We start from the raw sequence: 15,134 nt of genomic DNA on the forward strand, positions 1-15,134 counted from the left end.
GACGGGGAGCAGAGTTTGGGAGGCGCCCCACCGGCAGACACACGATCGTTTCGAACGGCCAACGGCCTTACCATCGAGGACAGCATGAGCAAAGGAATGTCCCCCAGTCAGCGATTCCCGACGGTCGAGCGTCTTAGTCCTGCCCGTTCAGCAGGATTACGCCCATGACCAAGCGCCGGGTCTGTGATTCCGAGGCACCCTACGGCGATCCGGGCATGCATCTCGGCCGCCTCGCACTCGGTCTCTCCGACAGCGCCGCTGCGTCGACCGACGCGCGTGCGGTGATCCGCGATATCGGACGGTTGCTGTCCGCGGCAACGCTTCGCGTCGATCGCATCTTTGTGAGCGCGCAGCCGCTGCATCCGGCCTTCCGTGCCCGGACCTATCTCTGGCTTGCCGACGACGACAGAGTTCGTGTCATCGATTGGCCGCATGGTCTGAAGAACCGACCGGGCTATCTCGCTTCCCCGGATCATCATGTGCACACGACGCGCACGGAGCTCCGCGTTCCTCGCCTGCAGGACGTCCGAGCGTTTCGGTGCGACCTCTACGGCGAACTTAGGGCTGACGGCTTTACCGACTATCTTATCGTTCCGCTGCGCTTCGGTGATGGCACGATCAATACTCTCTCCATCGCGACACGCCGGCGGAACGGCTTTCCGGAGGTGGCTTTGGAGGGTTTTCGGCGGCTGGTCGGTCTTCTGACCGTGATACTGGAGCGCCTGGTCGCGCTCGAAAACATCGATATTACCCTGAGGACCTATCTCGGCGGGGCATCCGGCACCCGGCGGAGCGTCGGGCGACCCGGCGCCGTAACGATCCGGCGATAGAAGCAACTCGCCCGGCCGGTATGGCAACATCCGCCGTCTCCGCCAGCGCGCACCTTGAGCCACACCGCGTCCTGATCACAATCGATGCGCAGTTCCTCGACCTGCTGGACTTGCCCACTCGTCGCGCCCTTATGCCAAAGACACTTGCGGGACCGGCTCCAGTACCAGGCCTGACCGGTCTCGATCGTCTTTTCCAGCGCCTCCGCATTCATCCACGCCAGCATTAGCACCACACCGTTCGCCGCATCCGTGGCGACTGCAGGAATGAGCCCATCCGCGTTGAATTGCGGCGTCAGAATGGAGTTTTCTTCGATCGTTTCCGCGAGGTCCGCGGCCGGCGTGGTCATGGGCAAGGGCGTATCTCCGAGTGTACGGGGTATTTCGCGATTGGAGTGTGCCGGCTCAAAGGATGGTTGGTGGTTGGCGGCTGCCGGGCCGTGCTTTGGGCTCGTCACATGTGCATGTCGGGGAGGCATCTTCCCGACGAGATGAAGCCCGGCGCCAGCGCATGAGGGCATAGCCGGCGGCTCCAGCCAGGAGTGTCAGCACACCCCCTATCACGAGACCTTGCCCGCTGAACCAGCCCAAAACGCCGCCCACCGCCGAGCCGATGACTACCGGTCCAAGGCAGCAAAGCGCGACTAAAGGCGCGATGATGATCGCGGTCACGATGCCGGCGGTCGGTTTGTCGTCCAAGGCGCTCTCCGTTCTGATCGCAGATCCATAGCATCGCTGCGGCGCGGTCCATTAATCACAAGCACGACCGCGTCGGGTATCCCGATGACGCGATCGCTGCCAAAGAGATTCGTTACACCCTGTACTCGGTACAGGGTCAAGACAAAATCTTGATCGCTTGGCCACGTAGGCACTGCGGAAACAGAGATTGGTAGCGCCACGGTTCATGATGCTTGAAAACCCCAGCTACGGTCTTCAGACGACAGCGACTGCTCAACGGGTTCCACTTTCCAACGCCCTCACAGAAGCGTGATCGCAAATCGTTGAAATCCCCCTTGAGTCTGTAGTGACTACAAGGCGTAGGCTACTTCGCAAATCGCTGTTCAACGATGCAGAAAGTGAGCAATTATGGAGGCATCATCAGGTCTCAAAGGATCCCGAACGTCGGCGACCGCCGCCATCCACGTGACATCGGAACACCAGCGGGGCGGACGCCAGCAACTGCTCGCCGCCGGCGGCATTCTCGGGGCGATCGCCGTCTCGAGTTGCTGCGTCATCCCGTTTGCCCTGTTCACCGTGGGCATCGGCGGAGCCTGGATCAGCAACCTCACCGCCCTCGAACCGTATCAACCGATTTTTGCCGCCATGACGTTCGGTATCCTCGGCTACGGGTTCTATCTCGTCTATCGCGAGCCAAAGGTCGCCTGCGCTGAGGGCTCCTATTGCGCCCAGCCCAAGTCGGGACGGATCGCCAAAGCCGGCCTCTGGGTTGCCACCGTCCTCGTCATCGTCGGACTAGGGTTCCCGAGACTTGCGCCCCTGTTCCTCTAAGCCAAAGGAGAATGATCCCATGATCCGCCCTGTCGCAGTTGCCGTTCTCCTCGCTCTGCTTTCCCCGCTCGCCGCCGTGGCCGGCGAGAAGACTGTTATACTGAACGTTGACAACGCCACCTGCGCGCTCTGCGCCCCCATCGTCAAAACGGCCCTCTCTCGTGTCTCGGGTGTCACAGCGGTCCAGGCAAAGGAAGCCGACGCAATGTCGGGTGCTGTCGCCACGGTCTCTTTCGATGACGCAGTCACCGGCGTACCGACCCTCATTGCTGCGACGACCAACGCCGGCTATCCGTCGCATGTGGCGCAATAGCCGCCGGCTGATTGGCGGCGGCGGGCGGAGAGCGGTATCACCTCTCTTCGCTGCTCCACATCGGCACGCTGCTGCCTCAAAGGGTGAACGGCGCCGTCGAAAATATCCACCCGGCGGGTGCGAAGTTGCAGGTGTGTAGGAGACTGCAGCTATGGCCGCGAACACCATCGAGCAAAGTACCTTTTGGAAACGGCACCTGGACAAATTCGGGGCCGCCGGATCGGTCTTCGCGGCGCTCTGCTGCCTCGGTTCCCCGGTACTCCTTTCGATTGTATCGGCCGTCGGGCTTGGCTTCATCAAAAGAGATGCGATCCTGTTCCCATTGTTAGCAGCGTTTCTGGCCGTCACCCTACTCGGGCTATATCTTGGAACACGCAGCCATCATCAACCGTGGGCTCTCATCATCGGGGGGCTCAGTACGCTGGCGATAGCGGTCGTGTTTCTCGGTCTCATGCCAAGCCTTGTCCTGGCCTACGTCGGCATCTCTGGTTTGATCGCCGCCAGTTTTCTCAATGTCTGGCTCAGAGTACGCCAGCTAAGGAGCCGGTAACACCGAAACAATCAGTTCGCTTTTGGCGAACGGGAGACGATGTAGGCGTATCTCTGGTCATGGAGCCGGCGTTGCCCGGCGATCAACCGGCGTTCCGGTTCTCGCTCGATGTCATCGGGACCTTTATCGGGCTCAACGATTTGGCTCGCGAGCGACGATAGCGTTGCGGTTACGTTGCACGATATCGGAGACGGTGTTCTTGCTGAGCCCAAGTTCGCGACCAATGAGCCGATAGCTGCGGCCTTCAGCAACGAGCGCCAGAACTCGCGGAGCCAGACGGTCCGACTTCGGGCGCTGCCCCCGCTGTCGACCGAGTTTCTTGCCGCGCGCTTTGGCAACGGCCAAGCCCGATTTGACCCGTTCGCTGATAAGATCGCGTTCGAATTCAGCGATACCGGAGAGGAAAGTCGCCAGCATACGGCCATGAGGAGATGACAGATCGAAGGTCATGCCGTTCATGGCGATGACTGAGACCTTCCAGCTTTCCAGCTCGCGCAACGTGTTGAGGAGATCGATCGTCGAGCGTCCCCAGCGGGAGAGTTCTGTGACCAGGATGGCGTCGATATGTCTGGCCTGAGCGAGCGCCATGATCTTCTTGCGCTCGGCCCGGTCCAGCTTCACGCCCGAGCCCGTCTCTTTATATATGCCGGCAATTTTATATCCGGCACGTCCGGCGAAGGCGGTCAGATCTCGCTCCTGTCGTTCGCAGGACTGATCAGCCGTCGAAACCCGGCAATAGATGGCCACGCGTTGTCCCAATTGAACCCTCGTGGTTTTGTGGCTCGCAAAGCCTTGATTTGCATGGGGCGATTGTTGTCCAAAACAGACTGTACTTCAACAGGGACAACGCGCGCATGCCAAGACGACATATTCTCGCCGAGCGACAGCGCTCGGCGTTGCTCGACCTGCCGACGGACGAGTTATCACTGCTGAAGCATTACACATTGGGCGACGACGATCTGGCAAACATTCAGGAACGCCGCAGACCAGAAAACAGGCTGGGTTTCGCCCTGCAGCTTTGTGCACTACGCTATCCAGGGCGCGCGCTGGCTCCGGGCGAAATGATTCCGCATGAAGTCCTTTCCTTCATCGGAGCTCAGCTCGGCGTTCCGGCCGATGCGCTTCTCACCTATGCCGCCCGGCGTCAGACCCGCCAGCAACATATGGAGGCGTTGCGCGAGATCTACGGCTACAAGACATTCACGGGGCGCGGGGCCCGTGATCTGCGGGATTGGCTTTTCGATCAGGCTGAAGATGCCAGGTCGAACGAAGATCTGGCGCGGCGCTTCGTCGCGCAATGCAGGAAAATGGTGACCATCCTGCCGGCGGCGTCAACGATCGAGCGTCTGTGCGCCGATGCCCTTGTTGCCGCCGAGCGATGCATTGAGACACGGATAGCGGAAAGGCTCGACTTTAGTGTGCGCGAGCAACTGGACGGGCTTCTGACCGAAATGGTTGACGGAAACATCAGCCGTTTCATCTGGCTTCGCCAGTTCGAAGTCGGCAGCAATTCCGCATCAGCGAACCGCTTGCTTGATCGGCTGGAGTTCCTGCGCGGTCTGGAAGTCGATCCCCAGATCCTCCTAGGCGTACCGCCACACCGCATCGCGCGCCTGCGTCGGCAGGGCGAGCGTTACTTCACGGATGGCCTGCGCGACATCAGTTCGGATCGGCGGTGGGCGATCCTCGCCGTTTGCGTCGTCGAATGGGAAGCCGCGATCGCCGATGCCATCATCGAAACCCACGACCGCATCGTTGGGAAAACTTGGCGAGAGGCGAAACGGCTACATGACGAGCGGATTGCCGGTTCCAAGGCCGCAGTCACCGATACGCTTCGCGCTTTCACGGCATTGGGAGCCTCTTTGCTGGAAGCTCGCGACGATGGTGTTCCGTTGGACAATGTGTTGGCACGGTCGGCCGAATGGCATCAGCTTGAACAGCTGGTTGCCGTAGGGACGCAACTCACCAGTACATTGGCAGACGAGCCGTTGGCTCACGTCGGACAAGGGTATCATCGTTTTCGCCGATATGCGCCGCGGATGTTGCGATGCCTGAAGCTCAAGGCTGCGTCGGTGGCGGAGCCATTGATTGCAGCCGCGAAAGCCATCGGCGAAACACGTGCGCCGACATCAACAGGTATATCATTCCTGCGGCCGAATTCGAAATGGCATCGCCATCTCCGAGCGCAAGACCGAGGCGATGGTCGTTTATGGGAGGTCGCGGTGCTGTTTCATCTTCGCGATGCTTTCCGGTCTGGAGACATATGGCTGGATCATTCCCGCCGCTACGGCGATCTCAAGCAGGTGCTTGTTCCGATGACCTCGGCGCAGGCGAATGCCAGGATGGCTGTTCCTCTCGATCCTCAAGCTTGGCTGGCTGACCGCAAGGGTCGCCTTGCGGATGGTCTGACGCGGCTGGCACGTGCCGCTCGCGACGGGACCATCCCCCATGGTAGCATTGAAGATGGAACGTTGCGGATCGACCGGTTGACCGCAGACGTTCCCGAAAGCGCAGAGGAACTGGTCCTCGATCTTTATCGTCGAATGCCGCCTGTGCGGATCACTGACATCTTGCTGGAAGTTGACGCGGCGGTCGGATTCTCGGACGCCTTTTCCCATCTCAGAACCGGAGCGCCATGCAGCGATCGGGTCGGCTTGCTGAACGTTCTGCTCGCCGAAGGGCTGAACCTAGGCCTTCGAAAAATGGCGGAAGCCTCGAACACGCATGATTACTGGCAGCTCTCGCGCCTTGCCCGCTGGCATGTCGAAAGCGAGGGCATGAACCAGGCGCTGGCGATGGTCGTGGCCGCGCAGGGCAAGCTGCCGATGTCCCGGTTCTGGGGCATGGGAAAAACCGCATCAAGCGATGGTCAGTTTTTCCCTTCGGCACGACAGGGCGAGGCCATGAACATGATCAACGCCAAGTACGGCAGTGAGCCTGGGCTCCAGGCTTATACCCACGTCAATGACCAGTTCGCGCCGTTCGCCTCACAGACTATTCCCGCAACCGTCAGTGAAGCTACGTACATCCTCGATGGCCTGCTGATGAATGAAGTCGGCCGGCAGGTCGGCGAGCAATACGCCGATACGGCGGGGTTTACCGATCATTTGTTCGGGACCAGTGCCATGCTCGGCTACCGGCTCGTCTTGCGCATCCGCGACTTACCGTCGAAACGGCTTTATGTCTTCGATCCCGCGGGGACACCCAAAGATTTACGCAAGCTGGTGGGCGGCAAAATCCGCGAAGAACTGATTGTGTCAAACTGGCCTGATCTCTTCCGCTGTGCTGCCACGATGGCCGCCGGAAAGATCAGACCGAGCCAGTTGCTCCGGAAACTCGCATCCTATCCCCGACAGAACGATCTTGCGGCCGCGCTTCGGGAAGTCGGCCGCGTCGAGCGCACTCTCTTTATCATCGAGTGGATCCTCGATACCGATATGCAGCGCCGCGCCCAGATTGGCCTCAACAAGGGCGAAGCCCACCATGCCCTCAAGAGTGCCCTGCGCATCGGCCGTCAAGGTGAAATCCGTGATCGAACCACTGAGGGGCAGCATTACCGGATCGCCGGGCTGAATCTGCTGACGGCGATCATCATCTACTGGAATACCGTCCACCTTGGCCACGCCGTCGCCGAACGGCGAAACGAAGGCCTCGATGTGCCACCCGAACTTTTAGCCCACATCTCTCCTCTGGGCTGGGCGCATATCCTGCTGACCGGCGAATATCTTTGGCCCACGGAGGCAAACGCTTAGGGTGTCATTCCGCCCCCAGCCGGAACCGACCCCAAGGTCGGAGGTGAGGGCGCGCAAGGTGTTTTCGCCCATGCCCTCGTTGACCAGATGGCGCAGCGTTTCGATGTCTTGGTCGGTCAACAATTCGGCCAGTTCGTCACGCCGATCGATCGGCAGCACGCTGGCAATGGTGTCGAGTTCGTCGGCGCGACGATCGACTGCGGTCTTGGAAATGGACGGTTTGGCCACAGAGAAACTCCGGATCGGCGGCTTTTAACGGCCGAGCGGCCGTGGATTTACCGGATTCTTTCTGATTTGCGATTCGAAATCAATCACATCCGATAAGAGATACTTATCGGAGGTCATAGACCATCGGCATAGCTGTGAGGAGTACAGAACGCTATTGCGGATATAGCTTTCGCTTAACAAATCATTTACCATAAATTCAATGTCTTACGATCTCGCCAAATTGCCCATCCACAGCCTGCTGCGGCCGATCTCCGAGGCCGCTGTTGCTCTTGCCCGTCTCGACGAGCGCATTGCCCGCTCCCCCGTCGGCGAGGGCTTTCTCGAGCGGTCGCATTTCCTCGACGCGCATGCCTCGCTCTGGGTCGACGGTGAACTCGTTCATCTCGAAGACCTCGTCCTGCATGACGCGCTCCGGGATATCCGTGCTCCCACCCATGAACTCACCATTGCCCGCGACATCCTGAAAACTCGCCGTCGCATCGCCGCCCATCCCCCCGCCTGGGCCCTCTCTGATCAAGGCCTCGCCTCCCTCCGCGGCCGGTCGTGGGCCGGAGCATCATTGGGTGGAGACAGGGAGGGGGTGCGGGATGGCAGTGTTGAGGTGAGCGACGCTCCGGCCGAGATAGGGGATGCGGAAGATCCCGAGATTGATGGTCTGGGTGATGCGTTTGCAGCGATCGATGCAGTACTCGCCCGATCCGGGGTCGCGATCGAAGAGGCGAAGAAGCCGGGGAGCGCCAAAAACGCTCCGGAAAAGGATCCGTTCGTTTATGACCTCGACTGGGATGAGGACGAGCGGCTGGAGGAGTGGCGGGCCGTGCTCGCGCGTGCCCAGGACTTGCCGCCGGTCCTGCAGGCAATCGTGGCGCTGGATGCCTGGAACCAGATCGCTGTCCTCCAGCATGCGCCTTGGCTAGGGCGTTTGCTCGCCGCCTCGGTCCTGCGCGAGGGCGGCGTTACCACTGGCGGTCATCACGCAGCGATCAATCTCGGGCTCAAGGCCATTCCGGTCGAGCGGCGCCGGCATCGTGACCGTGAGACGCGGTTGCTGGCGATAGCAAGGGCGCTGACAATCTCCGCCGAGACGGGGCTCAAGGAGCATGACCGGTTGGTGCTGGCGCGGCAGATGATGATGCGCAAGCTGGAGGGACGGCGAACGTCGTCCAGGCTGCCGGAGCTGGTCGAGTTGGTCATGGCGCGGCCGTTGATCTCGGCCGGGATGGTGGCGAAGACGCTTGAGGTCACGCCTCAAGGAGCGAGGCGCATCGTGCAGGAGCTCGGTCTTCGCGAGATGACGGGCAGGGGAAGGTTTCGGGCGTGGGGGATTTTATGAGTTCTGACCGGCAGACATAAAAAGGTTATGCTAACTTCGGGGCGGGGCCGCTAGACCGTCACTTAGTTCCGCGGAACGGTATAGTAAGGGATTGGTTGTTAACCTTGGGGGAATTGCGTTGCAAATTGCGCTGCAGCTGATAGTCCAAAAGCAGAACGAAACGGCAGATTACGATGACCACCGCTCGCCACATTGTGACTCTTCTGAAAAGCCACATCGCCGGCGATGAGGACCGTTTCCTGTCGACGGCTCTCCAGTTGGCCGCCCATGAGGCGCGGCAGGGGCATGGTAAGCTGGCGCAGGAGGTTAAAGATCTCGTTGATACAGCAAAGACGCGCCAGCCGAGCATGCGCCGGGCGGGCGGGGCGATCGTACTTGTGCAGCCGAAGGGTGAACTCGCCGGTCTGCTGAGTGCCCGTTACCCCGACATCCGCCTAACAGACATGGTTCTGGCACAACCCCTTCGCCAACGTCTCGATCGTATTTTAGCCGAGCAGCGGCAGCAGGCGAGCCTCCAAAGCCACGGACTTCAGCCGCGCCGCAAGATCTTGCTCGTCGGTCCGCCGGGCGCCGGCAAGACGATGACGGCGAGCGCCTTGGCGGGAGAACTGCATCTTCCCTTGTTCACCATTCTCTTGGACGGCCTCATCACAAAGTTTATGGGCGAGACCGCGTCGAAGTTGCGCTTGGTTTTCGATGCCATGACCGCGACCCGCGGCGTGTATCTCTTTGATGAGTTTGATGCGATCGGAGCGAAGAGGGGAGACCGGCAGGACGTCGGAGAAATCCGGCGTGTGCTCAATTCCTTCCTTCAATTCGTAGAACAGGATGAAAGCCAGGCCTTAATCGTCGCTGCGACGAACCATCCCGAACTACTGGACCGGGCGCTTTTGCGTCGTTTCGACGACGTTATCGAATACACGCTTCCGGATGTGTCACTCATCGAAGCGATCCTTCGTAACAGGCTTGATCGCTTCGCAACACCCGAACTGTCGTGGGTAGATGTCGCGAACGCGGCACACGGCCTTTCGCCGGCAGATATTACTCGTGTGGCTGACGACGCCGCCAAGTCCGTCATTCTGGATAATTCGGGCACGGTCACTGCTGCAAGCATATTTGACGCGCTTGCCGAGCGCCGCTTGGCTGCCCAAGCTATGGATGCGAGCAACAGGCCATAATGGCAACCGGACCACGCGATCGCCCGCATTTCCTGCTGAGAGATAACGGCGCGGCAGAGCCATACCGGCGCCCAAACCGGAAAATTGACCCACCGGCGCTACCTCAACGCAATAGGCAGGCTCATGCCCAGGCGCTGGCGTTGGCAGTCGGAGGAGCTGTCGCGGCGGCAGAGCAGCAGCTTGCCGAAACCGGGGTAACAGCCTTTGAGACGCGCGGTTTCTATCTCGAGTTCGATCTTCCTGCCTCCGAGGGGGCCGCAATCGACCAGCTCGCGAACAGACAACAAAAAATGGAGGTTGTCGCAGTCCGCGAGCCGGAAGGCGACGGCGGTATCGTCAAGGCCTCGGTATTTGTGCCCGAGCGTGCAAAAAACTACTTCCTAAACAAGATTGAGCAGTATCGATCGACGGACACCGACAAAGGGCGTCCTCGAAATGAGCCTCTAATTTCAAGGATCGAAACCGCACAGCTGGCATCCGCGCGTTCTCTCTTCACGGATGACGCAGCGCTGTTTCCACCCGACCAGCAACTCGCGGTGTGGTGGGAAATCTGGTTGCGCGAAGGCAGGCGTGAGAAGTTTGAAGCCATAGCGGCCGCTTTGGAAATAGAGCTGCGCCAGCACGCCATCCGGTTCCCCGAGCGCGAAGTCGTCTTGGCGTTGGCAAGCACCGTGACCATGGATCGCGTCGTTGCTCGCAGCGATACCATCGCTGAGTTGCGCCGGGCAAAAGATACGCCAGCGTTTTTCAAAGGTCTTGGAGGTGCAGAACAAAGAGCTTGGACAGACGATCTCGCTGGTCGCGTTCAGGTCTCGCAGACTGCCGGTGACGTTGCTATATGCCTTTTGGACAGCGGGGTCCGCCGCACTCATCCTTTGATCGAGCCGGTGTTGTCGATCGATGATTGGCATACGATCAATCCGGCTTGGGGCGCCGACGACACGCCAGCTTGGCAGGGTCACGGCACGCGAATGGCCGGAGTAGCACTTTATAACGATCTGATTGATCCGCTTGCTTCTGAGGACGCTGTCGAACTGCAATATCGGCTGGAAAGTGTTAGAATTCTGCCACCTGGCGACGCGGATGAAAACCGACCTGATCTCTACGGCGCGATTACCGGTGAGGCGATTGCTCGAGCCGAGATTCAGGCGCCGCACAGAAGTCGGGTCGTAGCGACTGCTATAACAAGCACGGCTCCTTCGCGGGGGCGAGCCTCATCCTGGTCTGCTTCGATCGACCAACTCTGCTTCGAGACGGATGCGCAGCGGTTGATCCTGATAGCTGCTGGAAACATACGGGTTGACTTAAGCCCTGCGGATCACCTGGTTCGCAACGATATCGAACCGCTAGATGATCCAGCGCAAGCTTGGAACGCAATCACCGTCGGGGCTTTCACCAACAAAGTTGACGTTATCGATGCGCCTTTTGCCGGCTACGCCCCGATCGCGCCCGCTGGAGAACTGTCTCCGGCGAGCAGGACCTCCGTCACCTGGGATCGTCAGTGGCCGGTCAAGCCGGACATCGTCATGGAGGGCGGGAACCTGGCGCATGACGGCGTCAATCCTGGTGAGCCGATTGATGACCTGCGCATTCTGACGACGCACTTCCGGCCCGAAAACCGCTACTTCTCTACGATTGGCGACACCAGTTCCGCAACCGCGCAAGCTGCCAAGCTCGCGGCAGAGATCATGGTCAGCCGGCCGGGGCTCTGGCCCGAGACTGTCCGTGCTTTATTGGTTCATTCTGCCGAATGGACACCTGCGATGGCCGCCCGCGTCACGGCCTGCCACGGCAACAAAACGCAATTGCAATCGATTTTGCGCCGCTACGGTTACGGCGTGCCAAATCTCGGCAGAGCGCTGCTTTCCGCCAATAACGATCTGACTTTGATGATCGAGGACGACATTCGACCCTTCCAGCGAGAAGGGAGCGGATCAGTCAAAATGAGAGATATGAAGCTTCATCTGCTTCCTTGGCCGAAGGACAATCTGCTGGCCTTGGGCGCTGAGCCTGTCGAGGTCCGGGTCACGCTGTCCTATTTCATCGAGCCGAACCCCGGCGAGCGAGGCTGGACTAGGCGTCACAGATACGCTTCTCACGGATTGCGCTTCCAGATGAAAACAGCCACGGAATCCGTCGACGAGTTCCGTGCCCGCATCAACCAGGCTGCCCGAAACGAGGAAGAAGGTACACCCGTCAACGTCGGCGAAAGCTGGTTATTGGGTACATTCCGCGACAGCGGATCGCTGCATTCGGATTTCTGGCGGGGAACGGCGGCTGATCTTGCCGAGCGTGACGCCATCGGTATTTATCCAGTTGGCGGTTGGTGGAAGGAAAAGCCGTATCTGGACCGATACAACGAGAAGGCGCGCTATTCGCTGATCGTGACCATTCGCGCGCCTGGTGCCGCGGTTGATCTTTATGCGGCGGTCGAGACGATTCTGAAGACAGAGATCGTCGCACAGGTGTAGGATTCCTTTGATTAATTGGCGGCCGGCCACAATAGGCCCGCACTCCTTCCGATTTGGTGCGAGACTTGTCCAAGTGTTTGGACGAGATGGTCGGTAGGCTCTGGTGATAATAGGGGCGATGGTTCGTATCCCTTCAAGGCGTTCGATGCCAACAGCCGTCCATGCTTATCTGTTCTATCCCGGCAGACGGCAGAACTCGCCAGCCTTCAAGGTTATTGTCGAGGCGTTGAAGATTTGATGTGCCGATCAGCCGGTTGAGCTGCAAATGGCGAGCCTGATCCTCAGTTGAGCCGTAACCGGTGTTCTTCCCCCACATTGGCAGCCGCTGCCTGATCTGTGATCGAGTTTCCATGGATGAGCGACAAGGAGTTTCTCCATGGAGTCTACGTTGGAGGTTCTCACAACGCGGCGGAGCAGGCGTGAGGCCCATCGCCAATGGCCCGATGAGGTCAAGGCACGGATCGTTTCGGAGAGCTTGAGACCAGGCGTAACCGTGAACGAAGTAGCAGGAAGCTACGGGCTGAAGGCCAACCACCTGTCATCGTGGCGGACGTTGGCTCGGCAGGGCAAGCTGGTGTTGCCCGAGCCGGAAGACGCAGTCGAGTTTGTGGCCATCGTTGTTGATGCTCCAGCGCCGGAGCCGCAGACCGTCAAGGCCGCTTCCCGCGCCGAGATCGTCGTGGGTCCAGTTACGATCCGTCTTGAGAAAGGTGCGTCTGCTGCCAGGATCGCTGCCATCGCTCGCGCCCTGGCGGCAGCGACATGATCTTTCCGTCGAACCGCGTCAGGATCATGGTGGCGACCAAACCCGTGGATTTCCGCAAGGGTCATGACGGCCTGGCGGCGCTGGTGAAGAACGAGCTGCACAAGGACCCGTTCACCGGAACGGTCTTTGTATTCCGCTCACGCAAGGCGGACCGGTTGAAGCTGATCTACTGGGATGGCTCCGGGATCGTCATGGCCTACAAGCGGCTGGAGGAGCACACCTTCACTTGGCCAGGCATCAAAGATGGATTGATGACGCTCACCCACGCCCAGTTCGAAGCCCTGTTCGCGGGCCTTGATTGGCGGCGGGTTCATGCCATCCAGACAAGAACACCGGAGGCTATCGAATAGCTGCGGCACGATGACTCAGCACAACAAATTCCGAAGGCAAATCGGCTCCGGATTTGGTAGCTTCCAGCCATGCTTGGTGCCGCCGACTTTCCCGATGATATTGCCGCCCTGAAGGCGATGCTGATCGCGGCGCAGGCCCGCGAGGCGGCCAAGGATGTCGCGATAGCCAGCAAGGACGAACATATCGCCCGCAAGGATGAGCGGATCGAACGGCTTGAGAAGCTGGTCGCAGCATTCAAGCAGGCAGCCTTCGGACGCAAATCCGAGAAGACCGATCCGGACCAATTCGACCTGGCGCTGGAAGACCTGGAGACGGCTATGGCCGTGATCCATGCCGAGGATGAGGCGGACGTTCCGGCTGGAAGCAGGATTGCCAAGCCACGCGCGATCAATCGCGGTTCCCTTCCGAAGCATCTCCCGCGTGTCGAAGAGGTGATCGAGCCGGAAAGCCTGACGTGCGCCTGCGGCGGTTGTCTGCATTGCATTGGCGAGGATGTCTCCGAGCGAATGGACGTGATCCCGGCACAGTTCCGCGTGATCGTCACCCGGCGGCCCAAATATGCGTGCCGTTCTTGCACTGACGGTGTCGTTCAAGCTCCAGCTCCGGCACGACTGATCCAGGCTGGGCTGCCGACGGAAGCCACCGTCGCGCATGTTCTCGTCTCCAAGTATGCCGATCACCTTCCGCTTTACCGCCAGGCTCAGATCATGAGCCGCCAGGGCATCGACCTCGACCGGTCCACGCTGGCCGACTGGGTCGGTCGGGCAGCTTATGAACTGCGGCCCGTCTTTGATGCGTTGATCGCCGACCTGAAGCGCTCAACCAAGCTGTTCATGGATGAGACCCGTGCCCCGGTTCTCGATCCGGGCTCCCGCAAGACGAAGACCGGATACTTCTGGGCGCTGGCGCGGGATGATCGCCCGTGGGGCGGCGGTGCTCCGCCAGGTGTTGCCTTCACCTATGCTCCTGGCCGGGGAGGCATTCATGCCGAACGAATACTGCACGGCTTCTCCGGCATCCTGCAAGTGGATGGCTATGCGGGATACAATAGGCTGATTGCGCCGGAACGTGTCGGTCCTGACATCCAGCTCGCCTATTGCTGGGCGCATGCCCGGCGCAAGCTGGTGGAGATCACCCGCAACGGCTCAGCCCCGATTGCCGAGGAGGGCGTAAGGCGGATCGGCGAGCTGTATCGCATCGAGGCCGAACTGCGCGGTCTCGATCAGGAGGCTCGCCTCGCCGGACGGCATGAACGGTCAGCGCCACTCGTCGCCGACATGCATGCCTGGCTCATTCATCACCGCGCCCGTGTCGCGACCAAGTCGCCACTCGGCGAGGCATTGACCTATATTGCCAAATACTGGGATGGTCTGAAGCTCTTCCTGACTGACGGCCGCATTGAGATCGACAATAACAGTGTCGAGCGGACCATCCGACCGATTGCGCTCAATCGGAAGAACGCACTTTTCGCAGGTCATGATGCTGGTGCGGAGAACTGGGCGACCATCGCTTCGCTCGTGGAGACATGCAAGCTCAATGCCGTCGATCCGCAGGCCTACCTGACCACGACGCTCACCGCCATCGTAAACGGCCACAAGCAGAGCAGGATAGATGAGTTGTTGCCTTGGAATAGACTGGCGGAAGGAGGCTAATCGGACGCAAGGAGCTTCAGCGCTCGCCATTCGCTCCATCAGGCCATAGCATTGAAGCAATTTACCTTGACGGCCTACTTACGCGCTCGCCCCACAAAGATCATCGAGAATGTGTAAACAAGGTAGCAAATCACGAGCGCCAGTTTATTCTCAATGCCGAAACCAACATGCAGAAAAAGAACTATCAAAGCCCCTACGATTGAA

General features: G+C 59.9%; 14 protein-coding genes and 1 pseudogene. 11 read left to right on the forward strand and 4 right to left on the reverse strand.

Going from position 1 to position 15,134, the window contains the following annotated elements; translation table 11 throughout:
• Positions 1-164: 164 nt before the first annotated feature.
• Positions 165-830 (forward strand): hypothetical protein, encoded by a 666-nt coding sequence (locus ACSQ3I_RS22910; RefSeq protein WP_052642511.1) that lies wholly within the window; start codon positions 165-167, stop codon positions 828-830.
• Here ACSQ3I_RS22910 and hisI read toward each other — a convergent pair.
• Entirely contained in the window at positions 761-1,177 is a 417-nt protein-coding gene (gene hisI / locus ACSQ3I_RS22915) for a phosphoribosyl-AMP cyclohydrolase (RefSeq protein ID WP_077472851.1), read from the reverse strand. The genes ACSQ3I_RS22910 and hisI overlap by 70 nt on opposite strands.
• A 55-nt stretch (positions 1,178-1,232) precedes the next feature.
• On the reverse strand, positions 1,233-1,526 hold the full coding sequence (locus ACSQ3I_RS22920; protein WP_077472850.1) for a hypothetical protein: 294 nt from the start codon (positions 1,524-1,526) through the stop codon (positions 1,233-1,235).
• A gap of 444 nt (positions 1,527-1,970) precedes the next feature.
• Between ACSQ3I_RS22920 and ACSQ3I_RS22925 the strand changes: the two genes are divergently transcribed.
• From ACSQ3I_RS22925 to ACSQ3I_RS22935, 3 genes are all read left to right on the forward strand, one after another.
• Positions 1,971-2,336 (forward strand): mercuric transporter MerT family protein, encoded by a 366-nt coding sequence (locus ACSQ3I_RS22925; RefSeq protein ID WP_225246253.1) that lies wholly within the window; start codon positions 1,971-1,973, stop codon positions 2,334-2,336.
• A 19-nt stretch (positions 2,337-2,355) separates the two neighbouring features.
• Positions 2,356-2,649, forward strand: a complete 294-nt coding sequence (locus ACSQ3I_RS22930; protein WP_125302869.1) for a cation transporter — start codon at positions 2,356-2,358, stop codon at positions 2,647-2,649.
• A gap of 151 nt (positions 2,650-2,800) precedes the next feature.
• The gene (locus tag ACSQ3I_RS22935; protein ID WP_052642519.1) at positions 2,801-3,199 is read left to right on the forward strand and encodes a MerC domain-containing protein; all 399 of its coding nucleotides are present in this window, start codon (positions 2,801-2,803) and stop codon (positions 3,197-3,199) included.
• A gap of 132 nt (positions 3,200-3,331) precedes the next feature.
• Here ACSQ3I_RS22935 and ACSQ3I_RS22940 read toward each other — a convergent pair whose 3' ends face one another.
• On the reverse strand, positions 3,332-3,946 hold the full coding sequence (locus tag ACSQ3I_RS22940) for a recombinase family protein (protein ID WP_245292647.1): 615 nt from the start codon (positions 3,944-3,946) through the stop codon (positions 3,332-3,334).
• A gap of 107 nt (positions 3,947-4,053) precedes the next feature.
• Between ACSQ3I_RS22940 and ACSQ3I_RS22945 the strand changes: the two genes are divergently transcribed.
• A complete protein-coding gene (locus tag ACSQ3I_RS22945; protein ID WP_436002769.1) occupies positions 4,054-6,951 on the forward strand; it encodes a Tn3 family transposase in 2,898 nt (965 codons plus the stop codon).
• 12 nt (positions 6,952-6,963) lie between these two features.
• Here ACSQ3I_RS22945 and ACSQ3I_RS22950 read toward each other — a convergent pair.
• Positions 6,964-7,179, reverse strand: a pseudogene (locus ACSQ3I_RS22950) (integrase); the annotation flags it as partial.
• A 190-nt stretch (positions 7,180-7,369) separates the two neighbouring features.
• Between ACSQ3I_RS22950 and ACSQ3I_RS22955 the strand changes: the two are divergent.
• From ACSQ3I_RS22955 to tnpC, 6 genes are all read left to right on the forward strand, one after another.
• Positions 7,370-8,512 carry an RHE_PE00001 family protein gene (locus tag ACSQ3I_RS22955; RefSeq protein ID WP_165909441.1) on the forward strand — a complete coding sequence of 381 codons (1,143 nt, stop codon included), beginning with the start codon at positions 7,370-7,372 and terminating at the stop codon, positions 8,510-8,512.
• Positions 8,513-8,685: 173 nt separating this feature from the next.
• The gene (locus tag ACSQ3I_RS22960) at positions 8,686-9,690 is read left to right on the forward strand and encodes an AAA family ATPase (RefSeq protein ID WP_097143403.1); all 1,005 of its coding nucleotides are present in this window, start codon (positions 8,686-8,688) and stop codon (positions 9,688-9,690) included.
• Positions 9,690-12,161 (forward strand): S8 family peptidase, encoded by a 2,472-nt coding sequence (locus ACSQ3I_RS22965; RefSeq protein WP_097143402.1) that lies wholly within the window; start codon positions 9,690-9,692, stop codon positions 12,159-12,161. Before ACSQ3I_RS22960 ends, ACSQ3I_RS22965 begins: the two co-directional genes overlap by 1 nt.
• A 376-nt stretch (positions 12,162-12,537) precedes the next feature.
• On the forward strand, positions 12,538-12,927 hold the full coding sequence (gene tnpA / locus ACSQ3I_RS22970) for an IS66-like element accessory protein TnpA (protein WP_436002772.1): 390 nt from the start codon (positions 12,538-12,540) through the stop codon (positions 12,925-12,927).
• Positions 12,924-13,277, forward strand: a complete 354-nt coding sequence (tnpB, locus tag ACSQ3I_RS22975) for an IS66 family insertion sequence element accessory protein TnpB (RefSeq protein WP_142912583.1) — start codon at positions 12,924-12,926, stop codon at positions 13,275-13,277. Before tnpA ends, tnpB begins: the two co-directional genes overlap by 4 nt.
• Before the next feature lie 69 nt (positions 13,278-13,346).
• A complete protein-coding gene (tnpC, locus tag ACSQ3I_RS22980) occupies positions 13,347-14,930 on the forward strand; it encodes an IS66 family transposase (RefSeq protein WP_436002774.1) in 1,584 nt (527 codons plus the stop codon).
• Positions 14,931-15,134: the final 204 nt, after the last annotated feature.

The organism is Rhizobium sp. LjRoot30, from assembly GCF_964253915.1.
Lineage (GTDB): Bacteria > Pseudomonadota > Alphaproteobacteria > Rhizobiales > Rhizobiaceae > Metarhizobium.